The sequence below is a fragment of the Chryseobacterium limigenitum genome (assembly GCF_900114875.1).
In the GTDB taxonomy this organism is placed as follows: domain Bacteria; phylum Bacteroidota; class Bacteroidia; order Flavobacteriales; family Weeksellaceae; genus Chryseobacterium; species Chryseobacterium limigenitum.
On the sequence record NZ_FPKW01000006.1, the window covers coordinates 185,701 to 212,354 of the forward strand.

The following is a 26,654-nucleotide window of genomic DNA, read 5'->3' on the forward strand; positions in this document are numbered from 1 at the left end:
TTGAAATTGTCATTTTTAGAATATTTTATTTAAATCCTATATGCCAAAATAAGAACCATTTTGCTAATATTAGAGGTAAGTGTTTTATTGATAGTGTTTTATGCGGTTTTTAGATGGTGCCACAAAACAGAAAAGCCTATCAAAATGATAGGCTCTTTATTATAATGATAGGATGCTTTAGGCGAGAAGCAGTAAGCTATAAGCGAATTCTAGCGTAATAATTTAAAACTCTTAAACACTAAGATTCTCCAACCCTCAAACTCATCGCAGTTCGTATTCTTCCAATTTGCGGTACAAGGTTGCAATGCCGATTTCCAGTAATCGCGCTGCTTCGGCTTTGTTTCCTTTTGTATATTGAATTACTTTTTGGATATGTTCTTTTTCCAAAGATCTCATACTCAAGGAATCTTTATCAGCAGAAACTGTTTTTTCGGAATAATGCGGAAGACTTTCTGTATCCAGCATATTGTCATTCATTAAGATCAAACTTCTTTCGATGGTATTTCTTAATTCACGGATATTTCCTTTCCAGTCGTTTTTTTCTAAGGCTTTATAATATTCCGGGGAAACCTGAACGGATGACAAATGCAGTTTATTTGAAAAAATATCAATAAAATTTTTAGCTAAAACTTTTAAATCATCTTTTCTTTCACGAAGAGGAGGAAGATTGATCTCGAAAACGTTTAACCTAAAATAAAGATCTTCCCTGAAATGTCCCTGCTTTATTTCGTCTTCTAAATTTCTGTTGGTGGCGGCAATTAATCTGAAATCTGATTTTGAAACCTTTGTTTCACCCATTTTCATAAACTCTTTCGTTTCCAGGACGCGAAGTAATTTTGCCTGAAGCTCAATCGGCATTTCACCAATTTCATCAAGGAATAAAGTTCCGCCATTAGCTTCTTCTACAAGCCCTTTTTTGTCTTTTATGGCTCCGGTAAAAGAACCTTGCTTGTGCCCGAAAAGTTCACTTTCCAGAATTTCTTTGCTGAATGCAGAACAATTGATCGCTACAAAGTTATTTTTCTTTCTGTCGCTTCCCTCATGAATGGCGTTCGCAAAAACCTCTTTTCCGGTTCCGGTTTCTCCTGTTAAAAGAACGGTTGCATCTGTTAAAGCCACTCTTTCTGCCAGTTTTTTAGCCTGAATAATTAAAGGAGAAATTCCAATGATTTGATTAAATCCTTTTTGAATATTACTCTTTTGAACGGTCTTGGATTTATTATCTTTTGCTTTTTCCAGCGTTTTATAGACCAACGGAATAATTTTCTCGTTATCATCGCCTTTTACTAAATAATCGTAAGCTCCGTTTTTCATTGCCTGAACGGCATCGGTAATATTTCCGAAGGCGGTCATTAAAATAATTTCAAGGTGAGGATATTTTGTTTTGATGGATTTTACAAGATCAACTCCGAAAGCATCGGGAAGCCGGACGTCACTTAACACAACATCAAAGTCGTACTGTTCGAGCATCGTCATTGCAGAGCGCGCTGTGGAAGCTTCTTTTACGTTAAAATTTTCTTGGGAAAGGATCATTCCTAATAATTTCAGGAGCTTGATCTCATCATCGATGATCAGAATGTTTCCGGACATGGTTGTTATTTTTGGAAAACTTAGTGCAAACTTAGATAATTATTTTGTAAAAAGGCAAAGAAAGCTGAAGAGGATTTTATTGTTTGTGAGCCTTGTCAAGGTTTTTGGAAGAAAAATAATGTAACAGTCCAACGAAAAAAAATCTTAACTGATTGGATGGCTGCATAATAATTTACCGACAAAAGCCTAGCCGCGATAGTAACGGTTACCCCGCAACAGGAAGTGGGAAAGCTGGCGGGTTTGGTGTGGGGAGGGTCGGCGTGAGGAGTATGAGTGGATAGCGCGAAACAGCTCCTGAAAAATAAATAATGAGTAAGTGGCAAGTAATTAATAATCGTCACAATAGATGTAATAATAGAAAAAGTAGAAAGTGTTCTTTTTTGATTGCTTACATTTGTATACATTCTTATCTTAAACGAATGAAAATGAATTTATATATGACCGACAAAAGATATAAGGAGACGATTCATACCGATAAAAATAACTACGAATATACTACCATAACTCAGGACGAAAATAAAGTAAGAATCTATACTCTGAAAAACGGGTTAAAAGTTTTTCTTGCTCAAAATTTTGATGCTCCGAGGATTCAGACCTACATTCCTGTAAGAACGGGAAGTAATAACGATCCGTCCGATAATACAGGTTTGGCGCATTATCTTGAGCATATGATGTTTAAAGGAACTTCAAGATTAGGAACTCAAAACTGGGAAAAGGAAAAGGTTTTACTAGACCAGATTTCTGACTTATACGAACAGCATAAAGCAGAACAAGATCCTGAAAAGAAGAAAGAAATCTACACAAAAATAGATGAAGTTTCTCAGCAAGCAAGCCAGTATGCGATTGCGAATGAATATGATAAGGTAATTTCTTCCTTAGGCGCAAGCGGAACGAATGCCCACACTTGGTTTGACGAAACCGTTTACAAAAATAATATTCCCAATAACGAACTTGAAAAATGGCTGAAAGTCGAGAAAGAAAGATTTTCTGAATTGACATTAAGGCTTTTTCACACTGAATTAGAATCCGTTTACGAAGAATTCAACAGAGCGCAGGATAATGATTCTAGATTGGTGAATTATGAGTTGATGGATGCTCTTTTTCCGACTCATCCTAACGGTCAGCAAACGACTTTAGGGAAGCCGGAACATTTGAAGAATCCTTCTATGAAGGCTATTCATAAATATTTTGATGAATATTATGTTCCTAATAATTATGCCATGGTTTTGGTGGGTGATCTGGATTTTGAAGAAACGATTCAACTTGTAGATCAGTATTTCGGAGCTATTCCTTACAAAGAATTACCAAAGAAAACTCCAATTATTGAAAAACCACTTACTGAAATTGTAGAAAGAACAGTAAAAAGCCCGACGACACCAAGAACTCAATTAGCTTGGAGAACCGACAGCTATGGGAGCCGAGAAGCGATATTAGCTGATATTATAGCAAATATTTTAAGCAATAGAGGAGAAGCAGGATTATTAGATTTAAATATCAATCAGACGCAAAGAATGCTTTGGGCACAGGCTTTTTCTGTTGGGTTAAAAGAATACGGATATTTTTCAATTGTTGCTGTTCCGAAAGAAATGCAGACCTTGAATGAAGCTAAGGAAATGGTGTTGGAACAGATCGAATTATTGAAAAAAGGAGATTTTCCGGATTGGATGCTTCCTGCCATCATCAATGATTTTAAACTTCAAAGAATGAAAACGCTGGAAACAGCCGATGGTCTTGCAACAAATCTTTATGATACTTACATCAAAGGCAGATCTTGGGAAGAGGAATTAAGCGAGATGGATGAATATTCTACTGTTACCAAACAGGAAGTTGTAGATTTTTCGAATGAATTTTTTAAAGATAATTACGTTCTCATCAACAAAGAAAAAGGAGTTAACGATAAATTATTGAGAGTTGATAACCCGGGAATTACCCCTATAAAAATCAACCGTGAGGCTCAATCTGAGTTTTTACAAGAGATTTTAGCTGAAAAGACAGAAGATATTCAACCTGAATTTATTGATTATCAAAAAGAAATAAAAACGACTTCGGTTAAAGATAAAAAACTGAGTTTCGTTAAAAATAAATATAACGAAATTGCTCAGGCTCATTTTATTTTCCCTTTTGGAAGTGATCATGACAGAGATTTGGGAATTTCTACGCAAGTTCTTCAGTATCTCGGAACAGAAAAATTTTCACCCGAAGATCTTAAAAAAGAGTTCTTTAAAATCGGGGTTAGCAATGACTTTAAAACCTCTGCCGATCAGCTTTTGATCTCATTGAGCGGTTTAGAAGAAAATCTTGAAAAAGGAATTGAGTTGCTTCAACACTGGATGCATAACGTGCAACCAGATCAGGAAATCTACAATCAGTTTGTAGAAACTATCCTTGAAAATCGTGAAGCAGTAAAAAAAGATAAAAACCGTATTATGACAGCTTTGACAAATTATACAAAGCTTGGAGAATTCTCCCGTTTTACAGATATTATTTCGAAAGAAGAACTGGAAAGTTCCAACGTTGAGGTATTTACAGACAGAATGAAAAAACTGTTTGATTATCCTTATCAAGTGTTTTTCTACGGGAAAAGCTTTGAAAACTTTACTAATTATATCGAAAAATATATTGAAACGGCAAGTCTTCAAATTCCTGAGCCTAAAAAATATCCTGAACCGGAAACGAAAGGAAATGTTTATTTCATGAACTACGACATGGTGCAGATGGAGATGAGCAAAATCGGAAGAGGAAATGAAGTCAACACCGCAAACTTCGGAAAGATCAATGTTTTCAATGAATATTTCGGAAGAGGATTGTCGTCGATTGTTTTCCAGGAGATCCGTGAGAGTAAGAGTTTGGCATATTCTGCGTATGTTTCTTACGCTGCCAATTCAGAATCCGGACATCCGGATTATATCACAACGTACATCGGAACTCAGCCGGATAAATTGCAAATTGCAGTTGATACGATGAGCGAATTGATGAATGAACTTCCTGAAGTGCCCATTCAGTTTGAAAATGCCAGAAATGCAGCATTGAAACAAATTGCATCAACGAGAATTACCAGAACAACTATTTTCTTCAATACCTTAAGGTTAAAAAAAATAGGCATTTCGCATGATTTTAGGAAAGATATTTATCAGCAGATCCAAAGTCTGAAATTTGATGATGTGAATAAGTTTTATCAGACAGAAATAAAACCTGTACATTTCAATACAGCCATTATCGGGAAACGAGAAAACCTGAATATGGAAGCCGTTAACCAAATGGGAGAGTTCAAAGAATTGACTTTAAAAGATATTTTTGGACATTAAAATTAAAAGAGGCTTAAAAAAAGCCTCTTTTTTTATGTCATCACACAATCACCATCGCCGTCCTGAAAATTAGGATCAAAGCCATTGGGAAGGTTTTTAATAAGCTGTTTGTGGAACATATACCGTCTTTCCATATTTCGCTGATGGATTTTTGGAAATATATTCATCGATTCTGCTTTTTTGTTGAATTCTGTTTGATAGCTTATTAAATAATTAATTTTATTCTTAACGACAAAATAGCTTAAAAATGTAACGAATTGTTCCAAATCAGATTCTGAAAACAGATAAGAAATTTTTAAGTGACCATTTCGTACAAACAAAAGCGCACAAGTCTCTAAAACATTTTTCTTGTCATAAATTTTTATCCAGAAATAGTTGATGCTCTCAGAAAAGCTGGAAAATAAATAGTTTTCTTCTTTGTTTTTACTTTCTAAAACCCATGGATTTTCTATTGCCCAATTGAGTTCCTCAGCATTTCGGTTACTATGAAATTTTGAAATGAAATCAACGCTTTCACTATCCACTTTATCAAGAATTTCAAATTTGAAATCAGGTTTTTGAATGAAACAGTTTTTTACTGAAATAAAAGTATTTAACAGAGCATCTCCCAAGCTGAAAATTGGCTTTAGATTCTCTGTTTTAGGCTTTTTTGAAGGAATTATCGTTGCAAGATCTGTACGGAAATAATATCGCTTGCCAACTTTAGGCCGGATGTATTCAAAAGTCCCCATTTTGTTATAAAGTCCTTCTGCTTCTTTTGTAAATTCTGTGAGCGCAAGATTCTCGTTATATTCTTCAAATGCCTTTTGTAAAAGGGATTGAGCAATCCTTTTTCCTCGAAAATTACTGCTTACATATAACGTACTCAGCCATGCATAATTAAACACTTTTCCATCAATGATAAAATTATCGGGAAAACAACCGATATAACCGGCTAAATTCTCATCGTCAAACGCTAAAATAAGTAACGTTTGATCATCATTTGCTTTTGGATTATTGATGTGAGATCGAGCTCTATGCGCTGTAATTGGTAAAAAATCGTATTTTTTGAAATCTCCGGATGATACAAATTCCCCCAATTGTTTTTTATTAAATGTCTTTAAATGTATCATTTCCTTATGATTTTATTTTTATTGAAAATACTTTTTAATTGATAGTAACAAATTTCTTTTTTTAATATTGTTTCAGCGTTTTTCCCTGTTTCCATCGGGATTCTTTGGAGGTTTTTTGAAACGCTGTCGAGCTTTATTCCTGCGCTTCCGAAAGTACAGAACATGTTTTTATTTTTAAATAATTCGTCAAAAAAAGACTTTTCCACTCCGAAATCTGTAAAAGGAAAAGCGAAACTTTCGTATAGAAAATTGTTAATATTTAAATAGTCAAATGTTTTGTTGGTCGTCTCTAGTTTTTCACTTAAAGACAACTCATTGTACAAAGGATGATCCCAACTATGCGAGGAAATTCCGAATCCTTTTTGAGTTAATGATTTTAATTGGTCGAAGCTTAAATAAGGTTTTTGTTCTTTTAAAAATGAACTAATATTGATTTCAAGTGCTCTCGTAAGCTTATTCAGAGTATCTGTTTGATGATAATTTAGCTGTAATATTTTCTGTTTAATTTTTGATTTTGAATCACTTTTAAACTGAAGAATATTATAGATTTCTGGGCTTATATCTTTATTTTTTTCAATTTCATTAATGATCAAACTTGCTTTGCTGCGAAACATCAAATCTTTATTATCAATGAAAGCCGGATTGATAAAATTGACGGCATAAATTCCTTTTCTTTCTAAAATCGGAACGACAACATCATAAAATTCCCTAAAACCATCATCAAAAGTAAGTAAGGCAATTTTCTTTTTAGGTTTAAAATTTCCTTTGATAAAATCTTTAAATTCTTCCCAATTCACAAACTGAAAATACTTTGATAAGTAATCCAGATCCTGCTCAAACTGCTTTACATTTTTATAGTTGATGATATGATTAAGATGAAGTAGGTTTTCATCAGAAACACAGTGGTAGACAGACAAACAATAGGGAAGAGGAAACGATTTTTCGATATCATTTCCTGCAAAATTGGCTAATAAATTTATGATTCGGTCTTTCATAAAATAAAAAGAATCTATTTAAATTAAGATTGAAAATTTAAATAGATTCTTAAAGTTATCATTAAAAAAATTACTTTATCACTTTCATTTCATCGATAAGCCATTTAGAATCGGCATATTTATCAATAATGAAAAGAATATATTTAGTGTCAACCATGATATTTCGGCTGAAACGCGGATCATAATTGATGTCACTCATTGTTCCTTCCCACTGTCTGTCGAAGTTTAGACCAACAAGGTTTCCGTTAGCATCCAAAACCGGACTTCCTGAGTTTCCTCCTGTCGTATGGTTCGTTGCCGTGAATCCTACAGGAACATCGCCTGTTTTATCTTTATAGTTTCCGAAGTCTTTTTTGTTGTAAAGATCGATCAGTTTTTTAGGAACATCAAATTCATAATCTCCCGGAACATATTTTTCAATAACTCCCGCTAAATGCGTCTGGAAGCCATAAGAAACTGCATCTCTTGGTGTAGATCCTTTCACTTTTCCGTAGGTTACACGAAGGGTAGAATTGGCATCGGGGAAGAATTTTCTGTCTTTATCCGTTGCTATTTGTTGTGCCATGAACGTTTTTTGTAACGCATCAATTTTAGTCTGAAGAGACGTAAATTGAGGATCAGCAGTTTTCATATACGTATCTCTTATTGATAGATAAAGCTGATAAACAGGGTCTTTTTTAATTGTTTTAATTAATTTATCCTGATTGGAGAAAGCTTTTTCAATATCTGTGCTAAGATTTGCTCCATTCACAGCAGTTCTTCCCGTAATAATTGAATTTTTCGAAATATCTTCAATGACAGGAATGTTCTGAGCCTCATTTTTATATTTGTCAAAACCAGAAGGTAAGAATTGTGGAGCCGTTTTATTAGCATATAAAGCCAATAGTTTTGCCGTTACTTTTGCATCTAATTCTGCGCTGTAATCTTTGTAGAATGCAGTTAGTTTTGTTTTAAGTTTAGTCAACTCTTTTTCATCCATTCTGCCAGATTCTACAGAAGAAATGTAAGTATAATAGTCACTTGCAAGCTTTAATGTTTCTGCATTTTTGATGACTTCTGTGTAATATGCATTATTTAAAGCAAAAGGAGCCTGATCGTTGTATAATTTATTTAATTGGTCTAAAGTTGCCTTTACCTCATGGTTTTTAGCGACCAAAGAACCTTCATACATTACTTTTTTCTCAACTGCATTAGATTTTTTCAAACCTTCAACTTCACCGATCCATTTTTTCCAGTAATTGGCTACGGAAGCAAATTTTGAAGCATATTTGATACGGGTTGCATCATCGGTACGCATTTTTTCGTCCAATGTTTTCAAAGCAACATCACGTACGGCAATTTTTGCAGGATCGATCTCTTTCATGATCTTTTCTACGGCGATTGCAGGAAGATATTCCGTTGTTTTTCCAGGAAAACCGAAAACGAACGTGAAATCATTTTCGTTTTTATCCTTAATAGAAACCGGAAGATAGTGCTTCGGAGTATAAGGAACGTTGTCTTTTGAATATTCTGCAGGATTATTGTTTTTGTCCGCATAAATTCTGAACATAGAGAAATCTCCCGTATGTCTTGGCCAAACCCAGTTATCGGTATCAGAACCGAATTTTCCGATGCTTTGTGGCGGTGCACCTACCAAACGAATGTCTTTATACGTTTCGATGGTGTAAGCGTAGTATTTATTTCCGTAATACATTGGTTTTACAGAAATAGATTGATAAGATTCTGTTTTTTGAGAATTTTTATAAACCTCAATATTGGTATTAATCTTTTTGGTAAGATCGGGTTCTGTAAGGTTATCAGTTCCTTCTAAAATCTGATTGGAAACATCTTTGATATCTACGATAAAGTCTACTATTACTCCCGGATTTGGAAGTTCTGTACTCATATTTTGTGCCCAGAAACCATTTGATAAAAGATCATTTTGTACGGTTGAATGAGCCTGGATCTGACCGTAACCGCAGTGATGATTGGTCAATAACAATCCTTTTGGAGAAATGATCTCGGCAGTACAACCTCCGTTGAACTGTACCACAGCATCTTTTATGCTTGCTTTTTGAGGATTGAAGATGTCTTTGGCAGAGATTTTCATTCCTAAATCTTTCATTTCCTTTTCATTGAGCTCTGTTGGGATCCACATTCCTCCGTATTGCTGTGCAAAAGCCATGGCAGCCGGCAAAAGAAATACAGATAAAAGTATCTTTTTTGTCATAATCAAAATTTTGCCCTAATTTACAAAGAAAATGGGAGATTTTGGTTATGAATTATCAGTTAAAAGCTATAAAATGTATAGTCAATTATTGATGATCGATAAATCATTAAAATGATGCTGAATTTGTTATTCAATATTAATTATAAATGATAATTGTGTTTTACATTTTTAATCTAGATTTAAAATTGATACGCGATTATTTTGGGATCATTCATCAATTGTTTAATTAAAGTTTCATGATATTTGTTTTTTCCTGTGAGCCTCCAGGTTGTTGCCAGATTTCCTACGGTATATTGCTGTCCTATCATTAAAAATTTCAAATTATTATTTCTGAATAATTCTTCGCAATGTCTTATTTCATCAGAGGCTGTAATGGCGATTTTGTATTCTCTTATTTTGTGATTGTCATCAATAAAATTTTGAAGATACGTAAGTGAACTTAAAATTAATAATATCAAAACGGTTCCCATGAGTGATAAATAAACATATCCGGAACCAACGGCCATTCCGATTGAAGCGGTTGCCCAGATGGTTGTTGCGGTGGTAATTCCGTCGATTTTATTATCACCTTTAAAAATAACTCCGGCTCCCAGAAAACCAATTCCGGTAATGATATTGGCGGCTAAACGATCGGGGTTTTCAACACCTATTTTAATGGAAAGAATCGTAAACAGGCAAGATCCAAAACATACCAAAATAAAAGTACGCAGCCCTGCCGATTTGTTTCGATATTCACGTTCTGCGCCTATGAAAATGCCCAAAAGAACAGAAATAAATATCAATAACAGCTCGTTTTGTATAGAATGATCCTGTAAAAATTCCATTTTTTTAACTTTAAACTTCTTATACTAAAATTACAATAAAATCTTGATCTATAAGCATAAAAAGACTGCCTATAAAGACAGTCTTTTGGTTTGCTGTTGTGTTGAATTAATTTATTGTTTTTCGATCAGATCCAAAAACTGCTGTTCGTCCAAAATCTCAATCGTTCCGATGTCCTGAGCTTTTTTCAGCTTGCTTCCGGCTTTTTCACCGACAACAAGAAAATTAAGGTTTTTAGAAACTGCAGAAATATTTTTTCCACCGTGTTTTTCTACCATATCTTCTGCGGATTCTCTTGTGAATAAAGATAATTTTCCGGTAAAAAGAAAAGTTTTTCCGTCTAAAACATTGGATAAAACTTCATTTGTATTTTCTCCTTTTTCAAGCTGAACACCGTAAGATTTCAGGCGTTCAAGCATCAGAATATTTTCAGAATTTGCGAAGAAATCAACGATGCTTACAGCGATTTTGGTTCCGATATCTTCAACCTGACAAAGTTCTTCTGCGGTCGCTGCTTTTAAATCATCAATCGTAGCGAAGTTTTTGACTAATTTTTTCGCAACCGTTTCTCCAACGTGTTTTATACCAATTCCATACAATACTTTTTCAAAAGGAATTACTTTAGAATTTTCGATTCCGGTGATAATATTTTGAGCAGATTTTTCCGCCATTCTTTCCAATGGAAGAAGTTGTTCTTTTGTTAAAGTATAAAAATCGGCAGGATTTTCCACTAATTTTTCTCTGTAAAGCTGTTCTATGGTTTCGCTTCCAAGATTATCGATATTTAAAGCTTTTCTCGAAACATAATGAATCATTCTTCCCACAACCTGTGGCGGACAATGAAGTTCATTAGGGCAGAAATGAATCGCCTGATCTATTATTTTCACCAATTCCGTTCCGCATTCAGGGCAATTTTTAATGTATTCGATTTCTCTGCTTTCGGAAGTTCTTTTATCCGTGTTTACCCCAACAATTTTAGGAATAATTTCACCTCCTTTTTCTACATAGACGAAATCATTTTCGTGTAAATCGAGTTTTTTAATAATATCTTCATTATGTAAAGACGCTCTTTTTACAATTGTTCCGGCTAATAAGACAGGTTTCAGATTGGCAACAGGAGTGATGGCGCCGGTTCTTCCGACTTGGTAGGCAACGCTTTTTAACTCTGTTTCTACTTTTTCAGCTTTAAATTTATACGCCATCGCCCAACGTGGAGATTTTGCGGTATATCCAAGTTGTCTTTGTTGTTGTAATGAGTTGATTTTTAAAACAATTCCGTCAATTTCAAAAGGTAAATTATGTCTTTCAACATCCCAGAAATTGATAAATTCTTTCACTTCATCCATCGTAGAACAGAGTTTTGCCTGTTGTGATGTTTTGAAACCCCATTCCTGAGCTTTTTGAAGCAGTTCCCAATGTGTTTCTGCAGGAACTTCTTCCGAAATATATTGATATAAAACCGAAGAAAGAGAACGTTTTCTCACTTCCGCGCTGTCCTGCATTTTCAAACTTCCGCTTGCTGTATTTCGAGGATTCATAAAAGGGTCTAAACCTTCTTCCTCACGCAGTTTATTAAGCTTATCGAAATTTTTTCTTGTTAAATAAATCTCTCCACGCATGAAAAACTGATTCGGAAAATCACCTTTTAAAGTCAAAGGAATATCCGAGATCGTTCTAACATTTGCTGTAATTTCATCTCCCTGAAAACCGTCTCCACGTGTTACAGCCTGAACCAACTTTCCATTTTCGTACAGAATGGAAATTGAGGCTCCGTCATATTTTAATTCTGCTACAAATTCTACAGGATCATCGATTGTTTTAATGATTCTTTTTTCCCAGTCTTCAAGATCATCAAAATCATAAGAGTTGTCAAGGGAATACATCCTGAATTTATGCTGAATGGTCGGGAAATTCTTAGTTATAGCCCCCCCAACACGCAAAGTAGGAGAGTTGATATCATTAAATTCCGGATACTGAGCTTCAAGATCCTGAAGTTCTTTTAATTGGCTATCAAATTCAAAATCTGAGATGGTGGCTTCATCAAGAATGTAATAATTGTAATTATGCTGATGTAGCTCTTCACGGAGCTTTTCTATCTTTTGTTGAATGTTTTCAGGCATTGCTATTCTATCTTTTAAGCAAAAATAACTAAACTAATTGCATTTTAAAAAATAAGACAATTAAATATTTTGAGAAAATTAATATCGCGTAACATATTCCAACGAATTGATTGTCTATAGAATAATTTTCATGTTAAAACTAATTTAACATAATGTTGTATTAAAGTTTAAAAAATGTTAAAACTCCCGTAAACAGACGGCTCATAAAGTCAGGATACCTTTGCACAGCTAATTTGAAGATATGAAAAAAGTAAAGATTGTATTGGGATTATTGTTCTTGAGTTTTGGAACGCTGGCATATGCACAGACCACGCAGGCTTCCATCGTTGGAAAAGTCATCAATACCGGAAACAGCAGTCAGGAGAAAGTAAAAGTAACAATCGTAAATGAGTCCACAGGTTTCAGAACAGAAACAGAAACGAACTCAAAAGGAGAGTATATTTTTAAAGAAATTCCTCTTGGCGGGCCTTACACGGTGATTGTAAATGATGAGAAAAAAGAAGGGTACACGGTGAATTTTGGTGATCAGGTAACGGTAAATGTTGACCTTGCAAACAGAGAAAAAAGCATCGAAGAAGTTGTCATCACCGGAAATTTAAAAAACAAGATCGGAAACTTAGGTGCTGCAACAGCCATTTCTGCTAAGAATATCGGGATCTTACCAGTGAACGGACGAAATTTTACCAACCTTACGGAACTTTCTCCATTAAGTGGAAAAGGTGGTAATTTATCAGGTCAGTTAGGATCTTCTACCAATTTTACAATTGACGGGATGATCGCGAAAAATCCAACATCTGCGGGAGCTACAACAAGCCGAAGCGGTGCGCCTTTTTCAATCTCGATTGAAGCGGTTCGTGAATTTAAAATTACAACCAACCAATATGATGTGACGCTGGGAAGAAGCGGTGGTGGTACGGTAAGCGCGGTAACAAAATCAGGAACGAATAAATTTTCAGGAAGTGCTTGGGAATATCTGAGAACAAATTGGCTTTCAAGTTCGTATGACATCAGAGGAAATAAAAGAACAAATGATTTCTCAACTTCTCAGTTCGGATTTTCATTGGGAGGACCAATTATTAAAAACAAATTACACTTTTTTGCAGCTTGGGATCATCAGTTGGATTCAAGACCTTTGGTGATCGCGGATGTTCAATCTAAAGAAGATGCGTTGAGATTTGGAGTTACGAATGAAACGCTTAATCAGGTTTTAGATATCGGAAGAGCGAAATACGGTATTGGAAATTCGCCACAATTCGGAACTTTCGATAAAGTGAGAAATTCTGATGCAGGGTTTTTGCGTTTAGACTGGCAGATTAATGATAAAAACTTATTAACCTTAAGGAATAACTTTACCTACGATTTAAACAAAAATGGATTAACTGATAACACAGCAATCAATTTCTTTGAATCTTATGCGAATGATAAAAACTTAGACAACAGTTTGTTATTAACGTTGAGATCAAACTTAAAACCTAATGTAACCAACGAATTAAAAGCACAATATTTATATACATTTCAGGACAGTTATCAGAATGATCAGCTGGGGCATCCGGTTCCAAGAGGAATCGTAGAGCGCGTGCAATCGGTTATTGATGACAAGAATAAGCCGACAACAAGTATTCAGTTCGGAGGACATCGTTTTGCGCAGGAGGGTTTTAGAAATAATGTTTTCCAGATTGTGGATAACTTATATTACAATACAGATAAAATTAAATACACTTTCGGAGCAGATTTAATGTATACAGGTTCAAAATCAATCTACGGAAGTGAGGTTAACGGAAGATTCCATTTTGATGGGTTAACCAATTTTAATAACCTTGTTTCAAACAGATTTTATAGAGAAGTTCCTTTAGTTGATGATACTTCTGTAAGATCTAGTATCTGGAATTTAGGCGTTTACGGACAAATTCAGACTAAAATTGCAAAAGGTCTGGATTTAATGGCTGGTTTAAGATTAGATTACGGTGGTTATCCTAAAGCTGAATTTAACCAGAAATTATTTGATGAAATGGGTATCAGAACGGATAATCAGATCAAATCATTCATTATCCAGCCGAGATTTCAGTTTGATTGGAATATCAATGAAGGAAATAAAGATTTCTTAAAATTCGGAGCCGGAATCTTCTCTTCCGATATTAATAATTACATGGTTATCAATAACTTGGTTTTTGATGGAAAACATTTGGCAACCGTAGATGTTAACCCTTCAAAAATTGGCTTGACTCCTGATTTTGTAAATTATAGAAATGATTACGGAACAGTTCCTACACTTGCTCAATATCAGCTTCCAACCATCAATTATACAGGAGAAGATGCTAAAATTCCAATTGTTTACAAAGCAAATATCTCTTACACTCACTTCTTTAATGAAAGATTCAGAGCGGGAGTTGCGGGTTATATGGCTTTAGGAAGAAACAATTATTTCTATTATGACAGAAACATGAGAGCAAATCCTTTTTTCACGTTGGATAATGAAGGCGGAAGAGGCGTATTTGTCCCGGTAAGTACAATAGATCCTACAAATGGAAAAGTTGACTGGAAAGAGGGGACAATCAACAAAAAATTCGGAAGAGTTCTGGAACTTGTGAGTGACGGTAAAGTAAACCAGTTTTCATTCGTGGTTGATACCAGTTACCGTTATTGGAGAGACGGAGAAATTACCGCAAGTTACACATGGTCTGATATTAAAGACAATACTTCCTACAACGGAAACGTGGCGAATTCAGCGACATTGTCTACGCTTGTTCAGAGTGATCCGAGAGATTTGAGGATGACGTATTCGGATAATCAGTTCCGTAATAAAGTTGTGTTGTATGGGAATTCACCAACGATTGCAGGATTTACGGTGGGTATCAGATATTCAGGAATTGGAGGAACTCGTTTCTCTCTGACTTCAGGAGGTAACATTAATGGAGATTTCGTTGATACTAATGATTTGGCGTATATTTTCCCGAATCTTACTCAGTCGTTGCTGGCTGATCCTGAAGTTGGCAAAGCGTTAAAAGATTATATTACAGATTATAATAACAATATTGCTGAAAGAAATGGCGGTAAAAACGGATTTTATGGAGTTTGGGACGTTCGTGTAGCGAAAAAAATAAAATTTGATAAAATCGGTGCATTCGAACTTTCGGTTGATATTTTTAACCTGGCGAATTTACTTAACAAAGAATGGGGCGTAAACAAATCATACGGAAACACAGCATTGTACAGAATTAAAAAGTTTGATCCGGTTACAAAACAGTTTGAATATGATAGAAATACCAGTGGTTTAGCACCTTTATCAGGAAATCCTTACCAAATCCAGATCGGAGCGAAGTATAGTTTCTAAATATATAATGGTGAATGGTGAATTTTGCTTTGCAAGTCAATTGTTAATTATAAAAGATTTACTTTAAAAAATTGACAACGAAGTTAATTCACCATTGACTATTGATCATTCACTTTTAAAATTATTACCTTTATCTAAAAGTCTCACGGCTTTTTAATATTAATATCTAATTATATTATGAAAAATTTTATCTTAGGGTTAGCAGTTTTAAGCACAGTTTCAATGAAGGCACAAACCCAGATTATCGCACACAGAGGTTATTGGCAGACACAACCTCCCACAACGGAAAATTCAATTAAATCATTAGAAAATGCCCAGAATTTAAAAATTTATGGGTCTGAGTTTGATGTAAGAATGACGAAAGACGGTATTTTGGTGGTCAATCATGATGAGCATCATGCAAAAATGGAAATTTCTGAAACCAATTTTAAGGATTTAGAAAAAGAAAAATTATCAAACGGTGAAAATTTTCCTACGTTAAAAGATTATTTAAAACAAGGGAAAAAAGACAAATCGTTGAAGCTGATTGTTGAGATAAAGCCTGATAAAACAAAGGAAAAAGAAGATGAGCTGACAGCGAAAACCATCAAAATGATTAAAGATATGAAGCTGGAATCTCAAAGTGAATTTATTTCTTTCAGCTTAAATATTTGTAAAGAGATCAAAAAATTGGCACCTACATTCAAAGTTCAATACCTGAACGGAGAATTGTCACCCGAGCAAATCAAAAAAGAAGGACTGGACGGAATCGATTACCATTACAGTATTTTCGATAAAAATCCAACCTGGATCTCTGAAGCGAAAGCATTAGGTTTAATCACCAATTCTTGGACGGTAAATGACGCTGCGGTTTATGACAAATTAAAAGCTCAGGGAATTGGTTTTATTACAACAAATATTCCTGATCAATTAAAAAATAAGTAATCCTTTATTAAGGTTAAGTGTTAAGCAGATTTTTCTAAAAAATAAAGCTTAATTTACTATTCTTAATGGCTTGAGTAACAATCAACCTGTCTCTTTTTTAGGCAGGTTTTTGTTTTTTTTGGCTAATCTCGTTTAAAGATTAAATACTCAAAAGTCTTTTTATTAAAGGGAAAAAAGTATTATATCAAAAAAGGACAATAAAGATAAGTGAATATAGTATGCTATTCATATTAAAAATGCTTAATTACTCAATATATTGTTAACCAAACGAATATGATTTTTATTAATCATAAATTAATATTTTGTTTAATAATTATTTAATAAATGTTAAAGTCTTGTTAAGATCGTAATCATAATGTAGGTTTAATTTTGCGCAAACAAAAAAGGATATGCGTAAAGAGACACAAAAGTTGTTGGTTTTGTCACTGCTCGGGCTCGTCAGTGTCAGTCTGACGGCTCAGGAGAAAGCTAAAAGAGACACTATTAAAAACATTGACGAGGTTGTGGTAACGGCTTTAGGTATCAAAAGACAAGACAGGTCTTTAGGATATGTTGCCGAAACCATTAAGTCTGAAGAATTATTAAGGACTCAGAACAATAACTGGTCACAGGCATTGGAAGGAAGAGTAGCGGGTCTGAAAATTCAGACAGCAGGAGCCGGACCTTTGGGAAGTTCTACCATCAAATTGCGTGGTGATATTTCCATGAATGCGAGTGAGAATAACGCTCTTATTGTTATAGACGGTGTTCCGATGAATAATAATACAACTGGAACAGGTTTTTCGGCTTATGGCGCAGGGGCCAAAGCAGATTTGCCCATCGACTACGGAAACGGTATCAATACGGTAAACCCTGATGATATTGAATCAATTACTGTTTTAAAAGGTTCTACAGCATCCGCTTTGTATGGCTCGAGAGGGGCAGGCGGGGCGATTATGATCACCACAAAATCCGGAAAAAGCAAGAATGGAAAAATACAGGTTTCTTTAAATTCTTATTCAAGTTATGATACCGTGTTGAAATGGCCGGATTATCAGTATGAATACGGGCAGGGAACCATGCAGAAAGATGCCAACGGAAACTATTTTTATTCTTATCAGGCCTCGGCAGATGGTGTTAATACCGGTGGAACAAGTAGTGCTTTCGGACCGAAATTCGCGGGACAGTATTTTTTTCAATATGATCCGGCAACGGAAGGTCAAAGCGCAACCAGACAATTGTGGCAGCCTTACAAAGACAATATCAAAGGTTTCTGGAAGACAGGAACGACGTTTTCAAACAATATTTCATTAGAATCTTCGAATGAAACGACATCTTTCAGGTCATCTTTAACCTATTTAAAGAATGAATGGATGATGCCTAACACTGGTTTCGACAGATTTAATGCAACTTTTTCAGTTGATCATAAATTAAGTGAAAAATTAAAAATAGGGATTAAATTCAATTATAATAAAACTAAAAGCGACAACTTACCTGCAACGGGTTACAGCAACCAGTCGATCTCTTATTTCATGATCTTCCAGAATCCGAATGTTGATCTGTCTTGGTACGCACCGATCTGGAAATCAGGGAAAGATCAGGTAGATCAGATTCACCCGTTCAGTTCGTTTATCGATAATCCATATTTGATTGCTTACGAAATGTTGAATGGTGTTGATAAAAACTTCATCACAGGAAACGTAAACCTTAATTATAAAATTACTAAAAACTTTGAAGTGTTGGTAAGATCCGGAATGGAATTAACCAACGAATTGCGTACCCAAAAAAGACCCTGGAGTTCTGCAAATTACCTTCAGGGAATGTACAGAGAACAGCACATCAGGTTGATGGATTTAAATAATGATGTCTTATTTACGTATAAAAATAAATTCAACGATTTCGATTTCAGTGCATCAGCAGGAGGAAATATCCGTTATACAGAATATACGATGAATGATTATCTGGCAGAAGGACTTCTGAAACCGGGGCTTTATACAATGCCAAATGGAATATCAAACATCAATAAATTTGCAAAACCAAGTGATAAGCAGGTTAACAGTACGTATGCTTTGACAACTTTAGGATATAAAAATAAAGCTTTCCTAGATCTTACCGCAAGAAATGACTGGAGCAGTACACTTCCGAAAGAGAACCGTTCTTATTTCTATCCTTCGGTTTCTACATCCTTCATTCTTTCAGATATTTTCAAGTTAACATCTGATAAATTTAATTATTGGAAATTAAGAGCTTCCTGGTCTAAAGTAGGCAACGATACAGATCCTTACATGTTGATAAAATACTATAATAACAGTGATTTTTCAGGTTCTGTAGAGTCACCCGCATTATATCCGAACCCTAATCTGAAGCCCAACATGATTACAAACATGGAGGGAGGGATGGATTTCAGTTTTCTTAAAAACAGGATTAATTATTCCATAACGGCTTATCAAAACAATTCTAAAGATCAGATTGTAAAAATTCCGACATTGTGGGAAACGGGTTACAGCAATAGAGTGATCAATGCCGGAGAGGTTAGAAACAGAGGACTGGAAATGACTTTAAATACCTATCCGATCAAAAATAAAAACTTTTCATGGAGTGTAAACGCCAACTGGTCGATGAACAGAAACAAAATTCTTTCTCTTCCTGAAGAATTCCACGGTGAGCCTTACACAATGGCAAGTGTGGGTGGAGTAGTGTACTATAACGCATTTGTAGGCGGTTCATTGGGTGATATGTATGGTTACGGATTGATGTATTCTCCTGACGGACAGGTTGTTTTCAATGCAACGGATGGGTTAACAGCAAAGCCGACCCAAATGAAGAAGATCGGAAATGCATATCCGGAATGGAGAGCTGGTCTTCAGAATGAATTCAGATATAAAAATATTACGGTAAGCTTCTCATTTGATGGTCAGTACAAAGGAATGGCGTATTCACAGTCTCATCATAAAATGACGGAACAGGGGAAATTAGAACATACCTTGATCGGAAGAGATAACCCTGGAGGTTTGATTGTTGGAGCAGGGGTTGTGCAAAATCCTGACGGTTCATTCTCTCCCAATACAAAAGGAGTTTTGGTATCAGCTTATTACGCAGATTATTACAGAAGAGCCAACGTGGAAACCAATACTTTCGATACCTCTTTCATTAAATTAAGAGATGCCAGAATTTCATATTCTTTCCCGAAAAGTGTAACCGAGCAGCTTAAAATCACAGATCTGACTTTAGCCTTATTCGGAAGAAACCTTTGGATGTGGACGAAGTTCCCATTATTCGATCCGGAAGCTGCAACGCTTAACGATAACCAGATCACTCCGGGTGTTGAGATGGGACAATTGCCGACAGCCAGAACGGTAGGTATTCAGCTTAATGTTAAATTCTAAAATTTAAAATCATGAAAAAATTACTTTTAAATATATTATTAATTACAGGAATTGGTCTGGTTTCAGTCTCTTGTGACAGGAATTTAGATGAGGTTAACGTTGACGAAAGCAGAATCAATGAGCCTGTAGCTTCAAAATTATTAGTTCCGATTCAGTACAATATGTCTGCGATCAACTACATGAGAGCAAACGATTTTACATTCGACATCATGCAGGTTTCTCTTGATTTTCCGAACGAAGGAAACTCTCTGAGCCGTTATTATGTTACGGAAAACACAGGTGCCGGCTTTTGGAATAACAGCTACAAATGGCTGATGCAGATTCAGGATATGAAAAAAGCGGCAGTAAGAGATAATGATGTTAATTATCAGGCAATTGCAATGGTTTTGAATGCTTGGGTTTATTCAAATCTTACGGATACTTACGGTGATGTTCCGTTTTCGGAAGCTTCCAATTTGGATGGAGGTATTTCTCAGCCGAAATTTGATAAGCAAAAGGATATTTATATTCAATTATTGAATGATTTAAAAGTCGCAAACTCACTTTTTGTTACTACAAAATTACTGACAGGCTCCGACCTTTTCTATAAAGCAGAATCAGACGTAAATGGAATTGTAAACTGGAAAAAATTCTGTAATTCGCTTTCATTGAGGTTATTGACAAGGATTTTAAAGAAAAACGGTGAAGTGAATGTTCATGAAAGAATTCAGGAGATCATCAGCAATCCTGCAACTTTCCCGATTTTCCAGAGCAATGCTGAAACTGCAAAATTAAATGTTACCGGAGTTTCACCGCTCCTTCCTCCGATTGCCAGACCGCAGGATTTCACGACAGGAAGAGCTGCTTCCGCTTTTTTTGTTGAAACCTTAAAAGCAAATAATGACCCGAGAATGGCTTTGTTTTTTGGTCAGGCAAAAGATTTGGCAAGTGTAAATATTGGCTATAAAGGGGCTCCGTCAGGGTATACGTACGGAACGGTATTTAATTATCAGCCTTCCAACATGAACCAGAATTTAGCAAAAGCGCCGTTAAATATCTTGATTTATCCGTATGCGGAATTACAGTTCACCTTGGCAGAATTAGCAAATAAAGGAATTATTCCCGGAAACGCGCAGACTTTCTATGAAAATGGCGTAAAAGCAACCATCGAACAATGGGGTGCTGTGATGCCTGCCAATTATTTTACCAATCCGGTTGTGGCGTATGACGGTTCTTTAAGCAAAATATATCTTCAAAAATATATTGCTTTATTCTTTGTAGACCAGCAGCAATGGTTTGAAAAAAGAAGAACAGGTTTCCCGATACTTCCCAACAATGGCGGACTTTTAAATAACGGAGATCTTCCTCAAAGATTGATGTATCCTCCAAATCCTAAAGTTTTGAATACAGCCAATTATCAGACTGCAGTTCAGCAGATGGGAGGAGATAATATCAATCTTAAAACCTGGTGGAATCAGTAATAATTTGAAATATTTAAGTGAGTAATAAAGCTAAATTTAAATTAAAACATAAAAATTAACCACAAACTTAAGCATAATAATTAACCACAAAGTTTGTCATTCAGGAGGAATCCAGACTATGTTTTCAGAATTAAAAATCAATAAAGTAAAATGAATATAAAATTTTTAATGCCCTGCCTGCTAATTTCAGCAATGGCATTTTCTCAGACTTCTGTTTCAGGATATATATTTGAAGACACTAATAAAAACCTGAAAAAAGAAAATAAGGAAAAAGGAATTGAAGGAGTTGCTGTTTCAAACGGAACACAGGTTGTGTTAACAGATAAAAGCGGAAGATACAGCTTGCCAATTCAGGAAAATCAGACGGTTTTTGTGATTAAGCCTTCAGGATATATGACTCCTGTAAACGGAAATAATCTTCCTCAATATTATTATCAATACAAACCTAAAGGTTCGCCTGCAGATTTCAAATACAAAGGAACTGCGCCTACCGGAGAACTTCCAAAAGAATTAAATTTTGCATTAAATAAACAAAATGAAAGCAAAAACTTCGACATTCTGGTTTTCGGAGATCCGCAACCTTACACAGAAAAGGAATTGGATTATTTCAAAAGATCCATCGTAAATGAGGTTAAAAATACCAAGAAAAATGCAGTATTGGGAATCAGTTTGGGTGATTTGGTTGGAGATAATTTAAGTTTGCAAAAACCTTATGCAGATGTCATGAAAGAAGTTGGTCTGCCTTGGTACAACGTAATGGGCAACCACGATATGAACTACGATGCAAAGGAAGATTTGTTCTCAGATGAAACATTTGAATCGAATTTTGGGCCTGCAAATTATTCTTTCAACTATGGAAATGTTCACTTCATTATTTTGGATGATATTTTGTATCCGGATCCGAGAGATGGAAAAGGATATTGGGGAGGTTTCCGTGAAGATCAGTTAAAATTTGTGGAAAATGACTTAAAATTGGTAGACAAAAATAAATTGGTTGTCGTTTCTTTCCACATTCCGTTGGAGCATAAAAACGAAGATAATTTCAGAAATGCAGACCGTCAGAAATTATTTGATTATCTGGCACCTTTTCAAAATGCTTTGATTTTATCGGCTCACACTCACATTCAACAACAAATTTTCTACGGAAAACAAGCAGGCTGGAACGGTTCAAAAGATCTTCACGAATTTAACGCAGGAACAACTTGTGGTGACTGGTGGTCCGGAACGGCAGACGATGCAGGATTGCCGACTTCAACGATGAGAGACGGTACTGCAAAAGGATATTCTTTCATCAGTTTTAATGATAATCAATATAAAGTTAAATACAAAACAGCCGGAAAACCGGAAGATTATCAGATCGGTTTATTTGTTCCGAAAGCAATTCCGGGAAGAACTTCTGCAAAAATATTGGCTAATTTTTTCATGGGAAGCAAAAAAGACAAGGTAGAATACAGAATCGACGGGGATCAGTGGGAAGCAATGGAGTATGATGAAACATTGGATCCAAACTTTGTAATGTCAGTTTTCAAATGGGATGTTACCCCAAATCTTTTACCAGGAAGAAGACCTTCAAACCCTGAAATGTCAAAACACATCTGGACGGGTGCTTTTCCTAAAAAATTATCATTAGGAAAACATAAAGTTGAGGTAAAAGCGGTGGATATGTACGGAAATCAGTTCATAACATCAGAAGAATTCGAAGTTCAGAACCCTGTTCTTATTCCTTAGTTTTTTATTTTTTTACTATACTTTCAAAGAAACCGACTTCATGTGGAGTCGGTTTTGTTTTTATTTAAAATCTTCTTTGAGCATAAATGAACACAAATGTTTTTCACAAATTTCACTAAATATATTATGCTAAAATAAAGCGGTTAGTATTCGCAATGTCATGCTGAGCTTGTCGAAGCATCTCTTTTGAAGATAAAAAATTGTGTTATTAGTGAAAACATTTGTGTTCATTCGTGTTTCAATCAAAAATGACTTTCGTAAATTTGCTTAAACGAATAAAATACTATTAAAATGAATATACAAGGAAAAAACGCTATTGTTACGGGCGGAGGAAGAGGTCTTGGTAAAGCGGTTGCTTTAGCGTTGGCGAATGAGGGAGTAAATATCGGTATTACAGGTAGAAATGAAGAAAACCTTAAAATGACCGTTGAAGAAATTAAAAATCTTGGTGTCAATGCCACATATGCTGTTTTCAGCATGGATAATGAAATTCATGTAAAATCTGGAATAGAAGCTTTGGCAGAACAATTGGGTGGAATTGATATTTTAATCAACAATGCAGGAATCGGTGATTTCGGATCAATCGAAGAAATGCCTTCTGAAACTTGGGAACAGGTTGTTAAAACCAATCTTTTCGGAGTGTATTATGCTGCAAAAGCAGTTCATCCTTTCATGAAAGCAAAAGGAGAGGGAGATATCGTTAACGTAGCATCAACAGCAGGTTTAAAAGGCGGCCCGAATATGTCAGCATATGCGGCTTCCAAAGCAGCAGTCGTTTCTCTATCTCAATCCATGATGGCGGAATGGAGAAAACAAAATATCCGTGTGATTACATTAACACCAAGCACAATTGCTTCTGATATGTCTATCCAAGGCGGGCTAACAGACGGAAATCCTGAAACAGTTCTTCAACCGGAAGATTTCGCAGAATGGGTAAGAGATATTTTAAAAATGAACAGAAGAGCGTTAATTGCTAATGGTTCTATTTTCTCAACGAATCCATAAATTGTTTAAAATTTAAAGATATCAATAGGAGCGGGCTTTAGCCTGCTTTTTTTATGTAAGCATCCGTCATTGTGTGGAGCGAAGCGACGAAGCAATCTCATTAAAAAATAGTAAAGCACTTAGCTTGCTATTTTATTTTTCATTCTGAAAGGGTCTTAATAACACAATTAAAACTTTGTAGAGATTCTTCCTTCGTCAGAATGACAACTAGACGGCTCTTTGCGTTAAAAAAAACATTTCGACTTCGCTCAATATGACATCTCTAATACTAACTAATAAAATTGTGATGTTAATTCTTTATTTTTGCAACAAATTATTCACATGCAAAATTATTTAGAATTCGATTTCAAAATTTCTCCGCTTCAGCCTTGGAGTGATATATTAATGGCAGAGCTTATCGAGATAGGTTTTGACAGTTTCACGGAAGAGTTGGAAGGTATTTTAGGATATATTCAGAAAGATTTATTTAAGGAAGATGAGCTTAAAGCGTTACCGCTTTTCCAAAATGAGGAGGTGAAAATTGAATACACTTTCAAGGAAATGCCGAATATCAATTGGAACGAAGAATGGGAAAAGAATTTTGAACCTATTAATATTGATGATAAAGTATTGATCAGAGCAGAATTCCACGAATCTGTTCCGGGAATGCATGAAATTATCATTCAGCCAAAAATGTCTTTCGGAACGGGGCATCACCCAACAACGCATTTAATGATCCAGCAGATGATGGATATTGATTTTAATGGAAAGAAAGTACTGGATATGGGGTGCGGAACTTCGGTGTTGGCAATTTATGCAAAACAGCAGGGAGCGGGTGACACAAAAGCAATCGATATCGATGAATGGTCAGTTGAAAATTCAAAAGAAAATTCAATAAGAAACGGAGTAGAATTAGATATCGAACAAGGAACTGCCGAAAATTTAGGAAAGGAAAATTACGATATTATTTTAGCAAATATTAACAGAAATATCTTGATTTCAGACATTCCAACTTACGTTTCTGTGTTGAATGAAGGTGGAAAATTATTACTTTCTGGATTGTGTTTCTTTGACGTTGACGATATTTTAGAAGTCTGCAAAGAAAACGGACTCGAATTAAAAAAGAAGCTTCAAAGAGAAGAATGGGTAAGTTTATTACTTGAGAAATAAAACACTGCAAAATAGTAATATGAAATCTTTATTTACAGTTTTATTTTTATTAATCATCCAATTTTTTTCTGCACAGGAAGATGAAATTACCTATGCCAATGGAATTTTTAATTTTGAAGAAAATAAAACTCAAAAAATATTCACAGATTGGGCTAGGGTAAGACAATCGCCAAAGGTTGATGCTCAAATTCTGGATTCTTTGCAAACCAATCAACAGGTTTTGATCATTAAACAAGATGAAACCATTTTAAAACTTGGAGAGCGAAGATCAAACTGGTACAAAGTATCTTATCAAAAAGACGATAAAACCTCAGAAGGTTACATTTGGGGCGGAAATCTTTGTGTAGGTTACAGAAATAAAAACGGCTATGATTTTCTTTTTGGCTTAACGAAAACAGTTAACAAAAAAGACAAGCAATATCCGGAAATCATTAATCAGCAAAATATTGCTGCTGTAAAAGTCATTGAAGGAAATACATTAATTGATGAAGTTTCTTTTGATACGGGATCTGGTGAGAGCTTAAGTTATGGAACGTTTACTATTGAAAGTAACCATAAGCTTCAGAATGTTGAATTAACCTTAAAAGCGATGGTTTCCGGCGAAGCTTGCGGAATTGCTAGTTACGACCAGTATATTTTATTTAAAGATAAAAAGGTGATAGCTCTTCCTCAGCTCATGAACGTTGGCGATGCCGATGTTTATTATCACACCGAAGAATTTATTTTTCCAAACGACAAAGGCGGCATTCCAAACGCTTTCATCTTTAAAATGGAAGAAATGGAAAAGGATGATAAAGACAGAGAAAAGAAAAAGCGATCTTCTAAAACTTATCTTTGGGATGGAACTTCTTATAAGTTGAAGTAATTTTTTTTAATAGATATGAAACCACTGTATATTTACGGTGGTTTTTTGCTTTAAATAAGACTAATATTATGAATTATTTTCTATACAGACTTGAACACATTTATACTGATGACACTCATACGGCTTGTAAATTTTTAGGATATTTTGATGACTTGAAAAAGTTGGAAAAAGCAAAAGAAAAAGCTTTAACTCTGCCTGGATTTTCAGAATATCCAGATGGATTGGTCATTAAAAAATGTCAGTTAAATAAAATTCATTGGAAAGATGGATTCAACTCTGTAATAGGAGAAATCGGTCGAGATTATTTGGATGAAGAAGATGTAGTGAATAATGATAGCAAATCAATCAAAGAGTTGAATTTGGAATATATTTTTCAAATAAGTCATACTTATACCATTCATACTTTTTTAGATGATGAAAGGATTATAGGAGTATTTTTTGATGAAAATAAGGTTAATGAGATAGTTGATGATCTTAAAAAGGAAGAAGGGTTTAAAGATTATCAGGATGATTTTATAATTGGTAGATTTACTTTAAATAATCAATTGTGGACTACAGGATTTTGAAATGTCTAAAAAATGTGGATCAATCTCAAAAGTTGGGGAGGAAAAAAATATTGCTAATTTTGTGGAATGTTAAACGATGCCGAACTCCTCAAATTATTTTTACCTGAA

At 34.9% G+C, this 26,654-nt stretch carries 16 protein-coding genes; 10 read left to right on the top strand and 6 right to left on the bottom strand.

Annotation, left to right across the window (positions count from 1 at the left end):
• Window positions 1-261 precede the first annotated feature (261 nt).
• Window positions 262-1,590 carry a sigma-54-dependent transcriptional regulator gene (locus tag BT156_RS10120; protein ID WP_072409727.1) on the bottom strand — a complete coding sequence of 443 codons (1,329 nt, stop codon included), beginning with the start codon at window positions 1,588-1,590 and terminating at the stop codon, window positions 262-264.
• Window positions 1,591-2,015: 425 nt separating this feature from the next.
• Between BT156_RS10120 and BT156_RS10125 the strand changes: the two genes are divergently transcribed.
• Window positions 2,016-4,895: a M16 family metallopeptidase gene (locus BT156_RS10125; protein WP_228430084.1), complete on the top strand. Its 2,880-nt coding sequence runs from the start codon at window positions 2,016-2,018 to the stop codon at window positions 4,893-4,895.
• A gap of 32 nt (window positions 4,896-4,927) precedes the next feature.
• Here the strand turns inward: BT156_RS10125 and BT156_RS10130 are convergent, their stop codons facing one another.
• The 5 genes from BT156_RS10130 to ligA form a co-directional block, all read right to left on the bottom strand.
• Entirely contained in the window at window positions 4,928-6,007 is a 1,080-nt protein-coding gene (locus BT156_RS10130) for a GNAT family N-acetyltransferase (protein ID WP_072409729.1), read from the bottom strand.
• Complete coding sequence (locus tag BT156_RS10135; RefSeq protein ID WP_072409731.1) at window positions 6,004-7,002, bottom strand: polysaccharide deacetylase family protein; 999 nt, start codon at window positions 7,000-7,002, stop codon at window positions 6,004-6,006. Before BT156_RS10135 ends, BT156_RS10130 begins: the two co-directional genes overlap by 4 nt.
• A gap of 70 nt (window positions 7,003-7,072) precedes the next feature.
• Window positions 7,073-9,211, bottom strand: coding sequence for a S46 family peptidase (locus BT156_RS10140; protein ID WP_083582330.1), 2,139 nt, complete (start codon window positions 9,209-9,211; stop codon window positions 7,073-7,075).
• 179 nt (window positions 9,212-9,390) lie between these two features.
• On the bottom strand, window positions 9,391-10,035 hold the full coding sequence (locus tag BT156_RS10145) for an MgtC/SapB family protein (RefSeq protein ID WP_072409733.1): 645 nt from the start codon (window positions 10,033-10,035) through the stop codon (window positions 9,391-9,393).
• A gap of 111 nt (window positions 10,036-10,146) precedes the next feature.
• Window positions 10,147-12,153, bottom strand: a complete 2,007-nt coding sequence (gene ligA, locus BT156_RS10150; RefSeq protein WP_072409734.1) for an NAD-dependent DNA ligase LigA — start codon at window positions 12,151-12,153, stop codon at window positions 10,147-10,149.
• A gap of 241 nt (window positions 12,154-12,394) precedes the next feature.
• Between ligA and BT156_RS10155 the strand changes: the two genes are divergently transcribed.
• From BT156_RS10155 to BT156_RS10195, 9 genes are all read left to right on the top strand, one after another.
• Complete coding sequence (locus BT156_RS10155; protein ID WP_072409736.1) at window positions 12,395-15,484, top strand: TonB-dependent receptor; 3,090 nt, start codon at window positions 12,395-12,397, stop codon at window positions 15,482-15,484.
• A gap of 177 nt (window positions 15,485-15,661) precedes the next feature.
• Window positions 15,662-16,408, top strand: coding sequence for a glycerophosphodiester phosphodiesterase family protein (locus BT156_RS10160; protein ID WP_072409738.1), 747 nt, complete (start codon window positions 15,662-15,664; stop codon window positions 16,406-16,408).
• Window positions 16,409-16,797: 389 nt separating this feature from the next.
• On the top strand, window positions 16,798-19,773 hold the full coding sequence (locus BT156_RS10165) for a SusC/RagA family TonB-linked outer membrane protein (RefSeq protein WP_072409740.1): 2,976 nt from the start codon (window positions 16,798-16,800) through the stop codon (window positions 19,771-19,773).
• A gap of 11 nt (window positions 19,774-19,784) precedes the next feature.
• On the top strand, window positions 19,785-21,233 hold the full coding sequence (locus BT156_RS10170; protein WP_072409742.1) for a SusD/RagB family nutrient-binding outer membrane lipoprotein: 1,449 nt from the start codon (window positions 19,785-19,787) through the stop codon (window positions 21,231-21,233).
• A 150-nt stretch (window positions 21,234-21,383) separates the two neighbouring features.
• Window positions 21,384-22,961, top strand: a complete 1,578-nt coding sequence (locus BT156_RS10175) for a calcineurin-like phosphoesterase C-terminal domain-containing protein (RefSeq protein ID WP_072409744.1) — start codon at window positions 21,384-21,386, stop codon at window positions 22,959-22,961.
• Between the two features lie 291 nt (window positions 22,962-23,252).
• Window positions 23,253-23,966 carry a 3-ketoacyl-ACP reductase gene (locus BT156_RS10180; RefSeq protein WP_072409746.1) on the top strand — a complete coding sequence of 238 codons (714 nt, stop codon included), beginning with the start codon at window positions 23,253-23,255 and terminating at the stop codon, window positions 23,964-23,966.
• Window positions 23,967-24,287: 321 nt separating this feature from the next.
• Complete coding sequence (prmA, locus tag BT156_RS10185) at window positions 24,288-25,115, top strand: 50S ribosomal protein L11 methyltransferase (protein ID WP_072409748.1); 828 nt, start codon at window positions 24,288-24,290, stop codon at window positions 25,113-25,115.
• Between the two features lie 19 nt (window positions 25,116-25,134).
• Entirely contained in the window at window positions 25,135-25,980 is an 846-nt protein-coding gene (locus tag BT156_RS10190) for an SH3 domain-containing protein (RefSeq protein ID WP_072409750.1), read from the top strand.
• Window positions 25,981-26,048: 68 nt separating this feature from the next.
• Window positions 26,049-26,546, top strand: a complete 498-nt coding sequence (locus BT156_RS10195) for a hypothetical protein (protein WP_072409752.1) — start codon at window positions 26,049-26,051, stop codon at window positions 26,544-26,546.
• Window positions 26,547-26,654: the final 108 nt, after the last annotated feature.

Coding starts and splice junctions, on each gene's coding strand:
- BT156_RS10120 (WP_072409727.1), bottom strand. CDS start 1,590: ATGTCCGGAAACATTCTGATCATCGATGATGAGATCAAGCTCCTGAAA.
- BT156_RS10125 (WP_228430084.1), top strand. CDS start 2,016: ATGAATTTATATATGACCGACAAAAGATATAAGGAGACGATTCATACC.
- BT156_RS10130 (WP_072409729.1), bottom strand. CDS start 6,007: ATGATACATTTAAAGACATTTAATAAAAAACAATTGGGGGAATTTGTA.
- BT156_RS10135 (WP_072409731.1), bottom strand. CDS start 7,002: ATGAAAGACCGAATCATAAATTTATTAGCCAATTTTGCAGGAAATGAT.
- BT156_RS10140 (WP_083582330.1), bottom strand. CDS start 9,211: ATGACAAAAAAGATACTTTTATCTGTATTTCTTTTGCCGGCTGCCATG.
- BT156_RS10145 (WP_072409733.1), bottom strand. CDS start 10,035: ATGGAATTTTTACAGGATCATTCTATACAAAACGAGCTGTTATTGATA.
- ligA (WP_072409734.1), bottom strand. CDS start 12,153: ATGCCTGAAAACATTCAACAAAAGATAGAAAAGCTCCGTGAAGAGCTA.
- BT156_RS10155 (WP_072409736.1), top strand. CDS start 12,395: ATGAAAAAAGTAAAGATTGTATTGGGATTATTGTTCTTGAGTTTTGGA.
- BT156_RS10160 (WP_072409738.1), top strand. CDS start 15,662: ATGAAAAATTTTATCTTAGGGTTAGCAGTTTTAAGCACAGTTTCAATG.
- BT156_RS10165 (WP_072409740.1), top strand. CDS start 16,798: ATGCGTAAAGAGACACAAAAGTTGTTGGTTTTGTCACTGCTCGGGCTC.
- BT156_RS10170 (WP_072409742.1), top strand. CDS start 19,785: ATGAAAAAATTACTTTTAAATATATTATTAATTACAGGAATTGGTCTG.
- BT156_RS10175 (WP_072409744.1), top strand. CDS start 21,384: ATGAATATAAAATTTTTAATGCCCTGCCTGCTAATTTCAGCAATGGCA.
- BT156_RS10180 (WP_072409746.1), top strand. CDS start 23,253: ATGAATATACAAGGAAAAAACGCTATTGTTACGGGCGGAGGAAGAGGT.
- prmA (WP_072409748.1), top strand. CDS start 24,288: ATGCAAAATTATTTAGAATTCGATTTCAAAATTTCTCCGCTTCAGCCT.
- BT156_RS10190 (WP_072409750.1), top strand. CDS start 25,135: ATGAAATCTTTATTTACAGTTTTATTTTTATTAATCATCCAATTTTTT.
- BT156_RS10195 (WP_072409752.1), top strand. CDS start 26,049: ATGAATTATTTTCTATACAGACTTGAACACATTTATACTGATGACACT.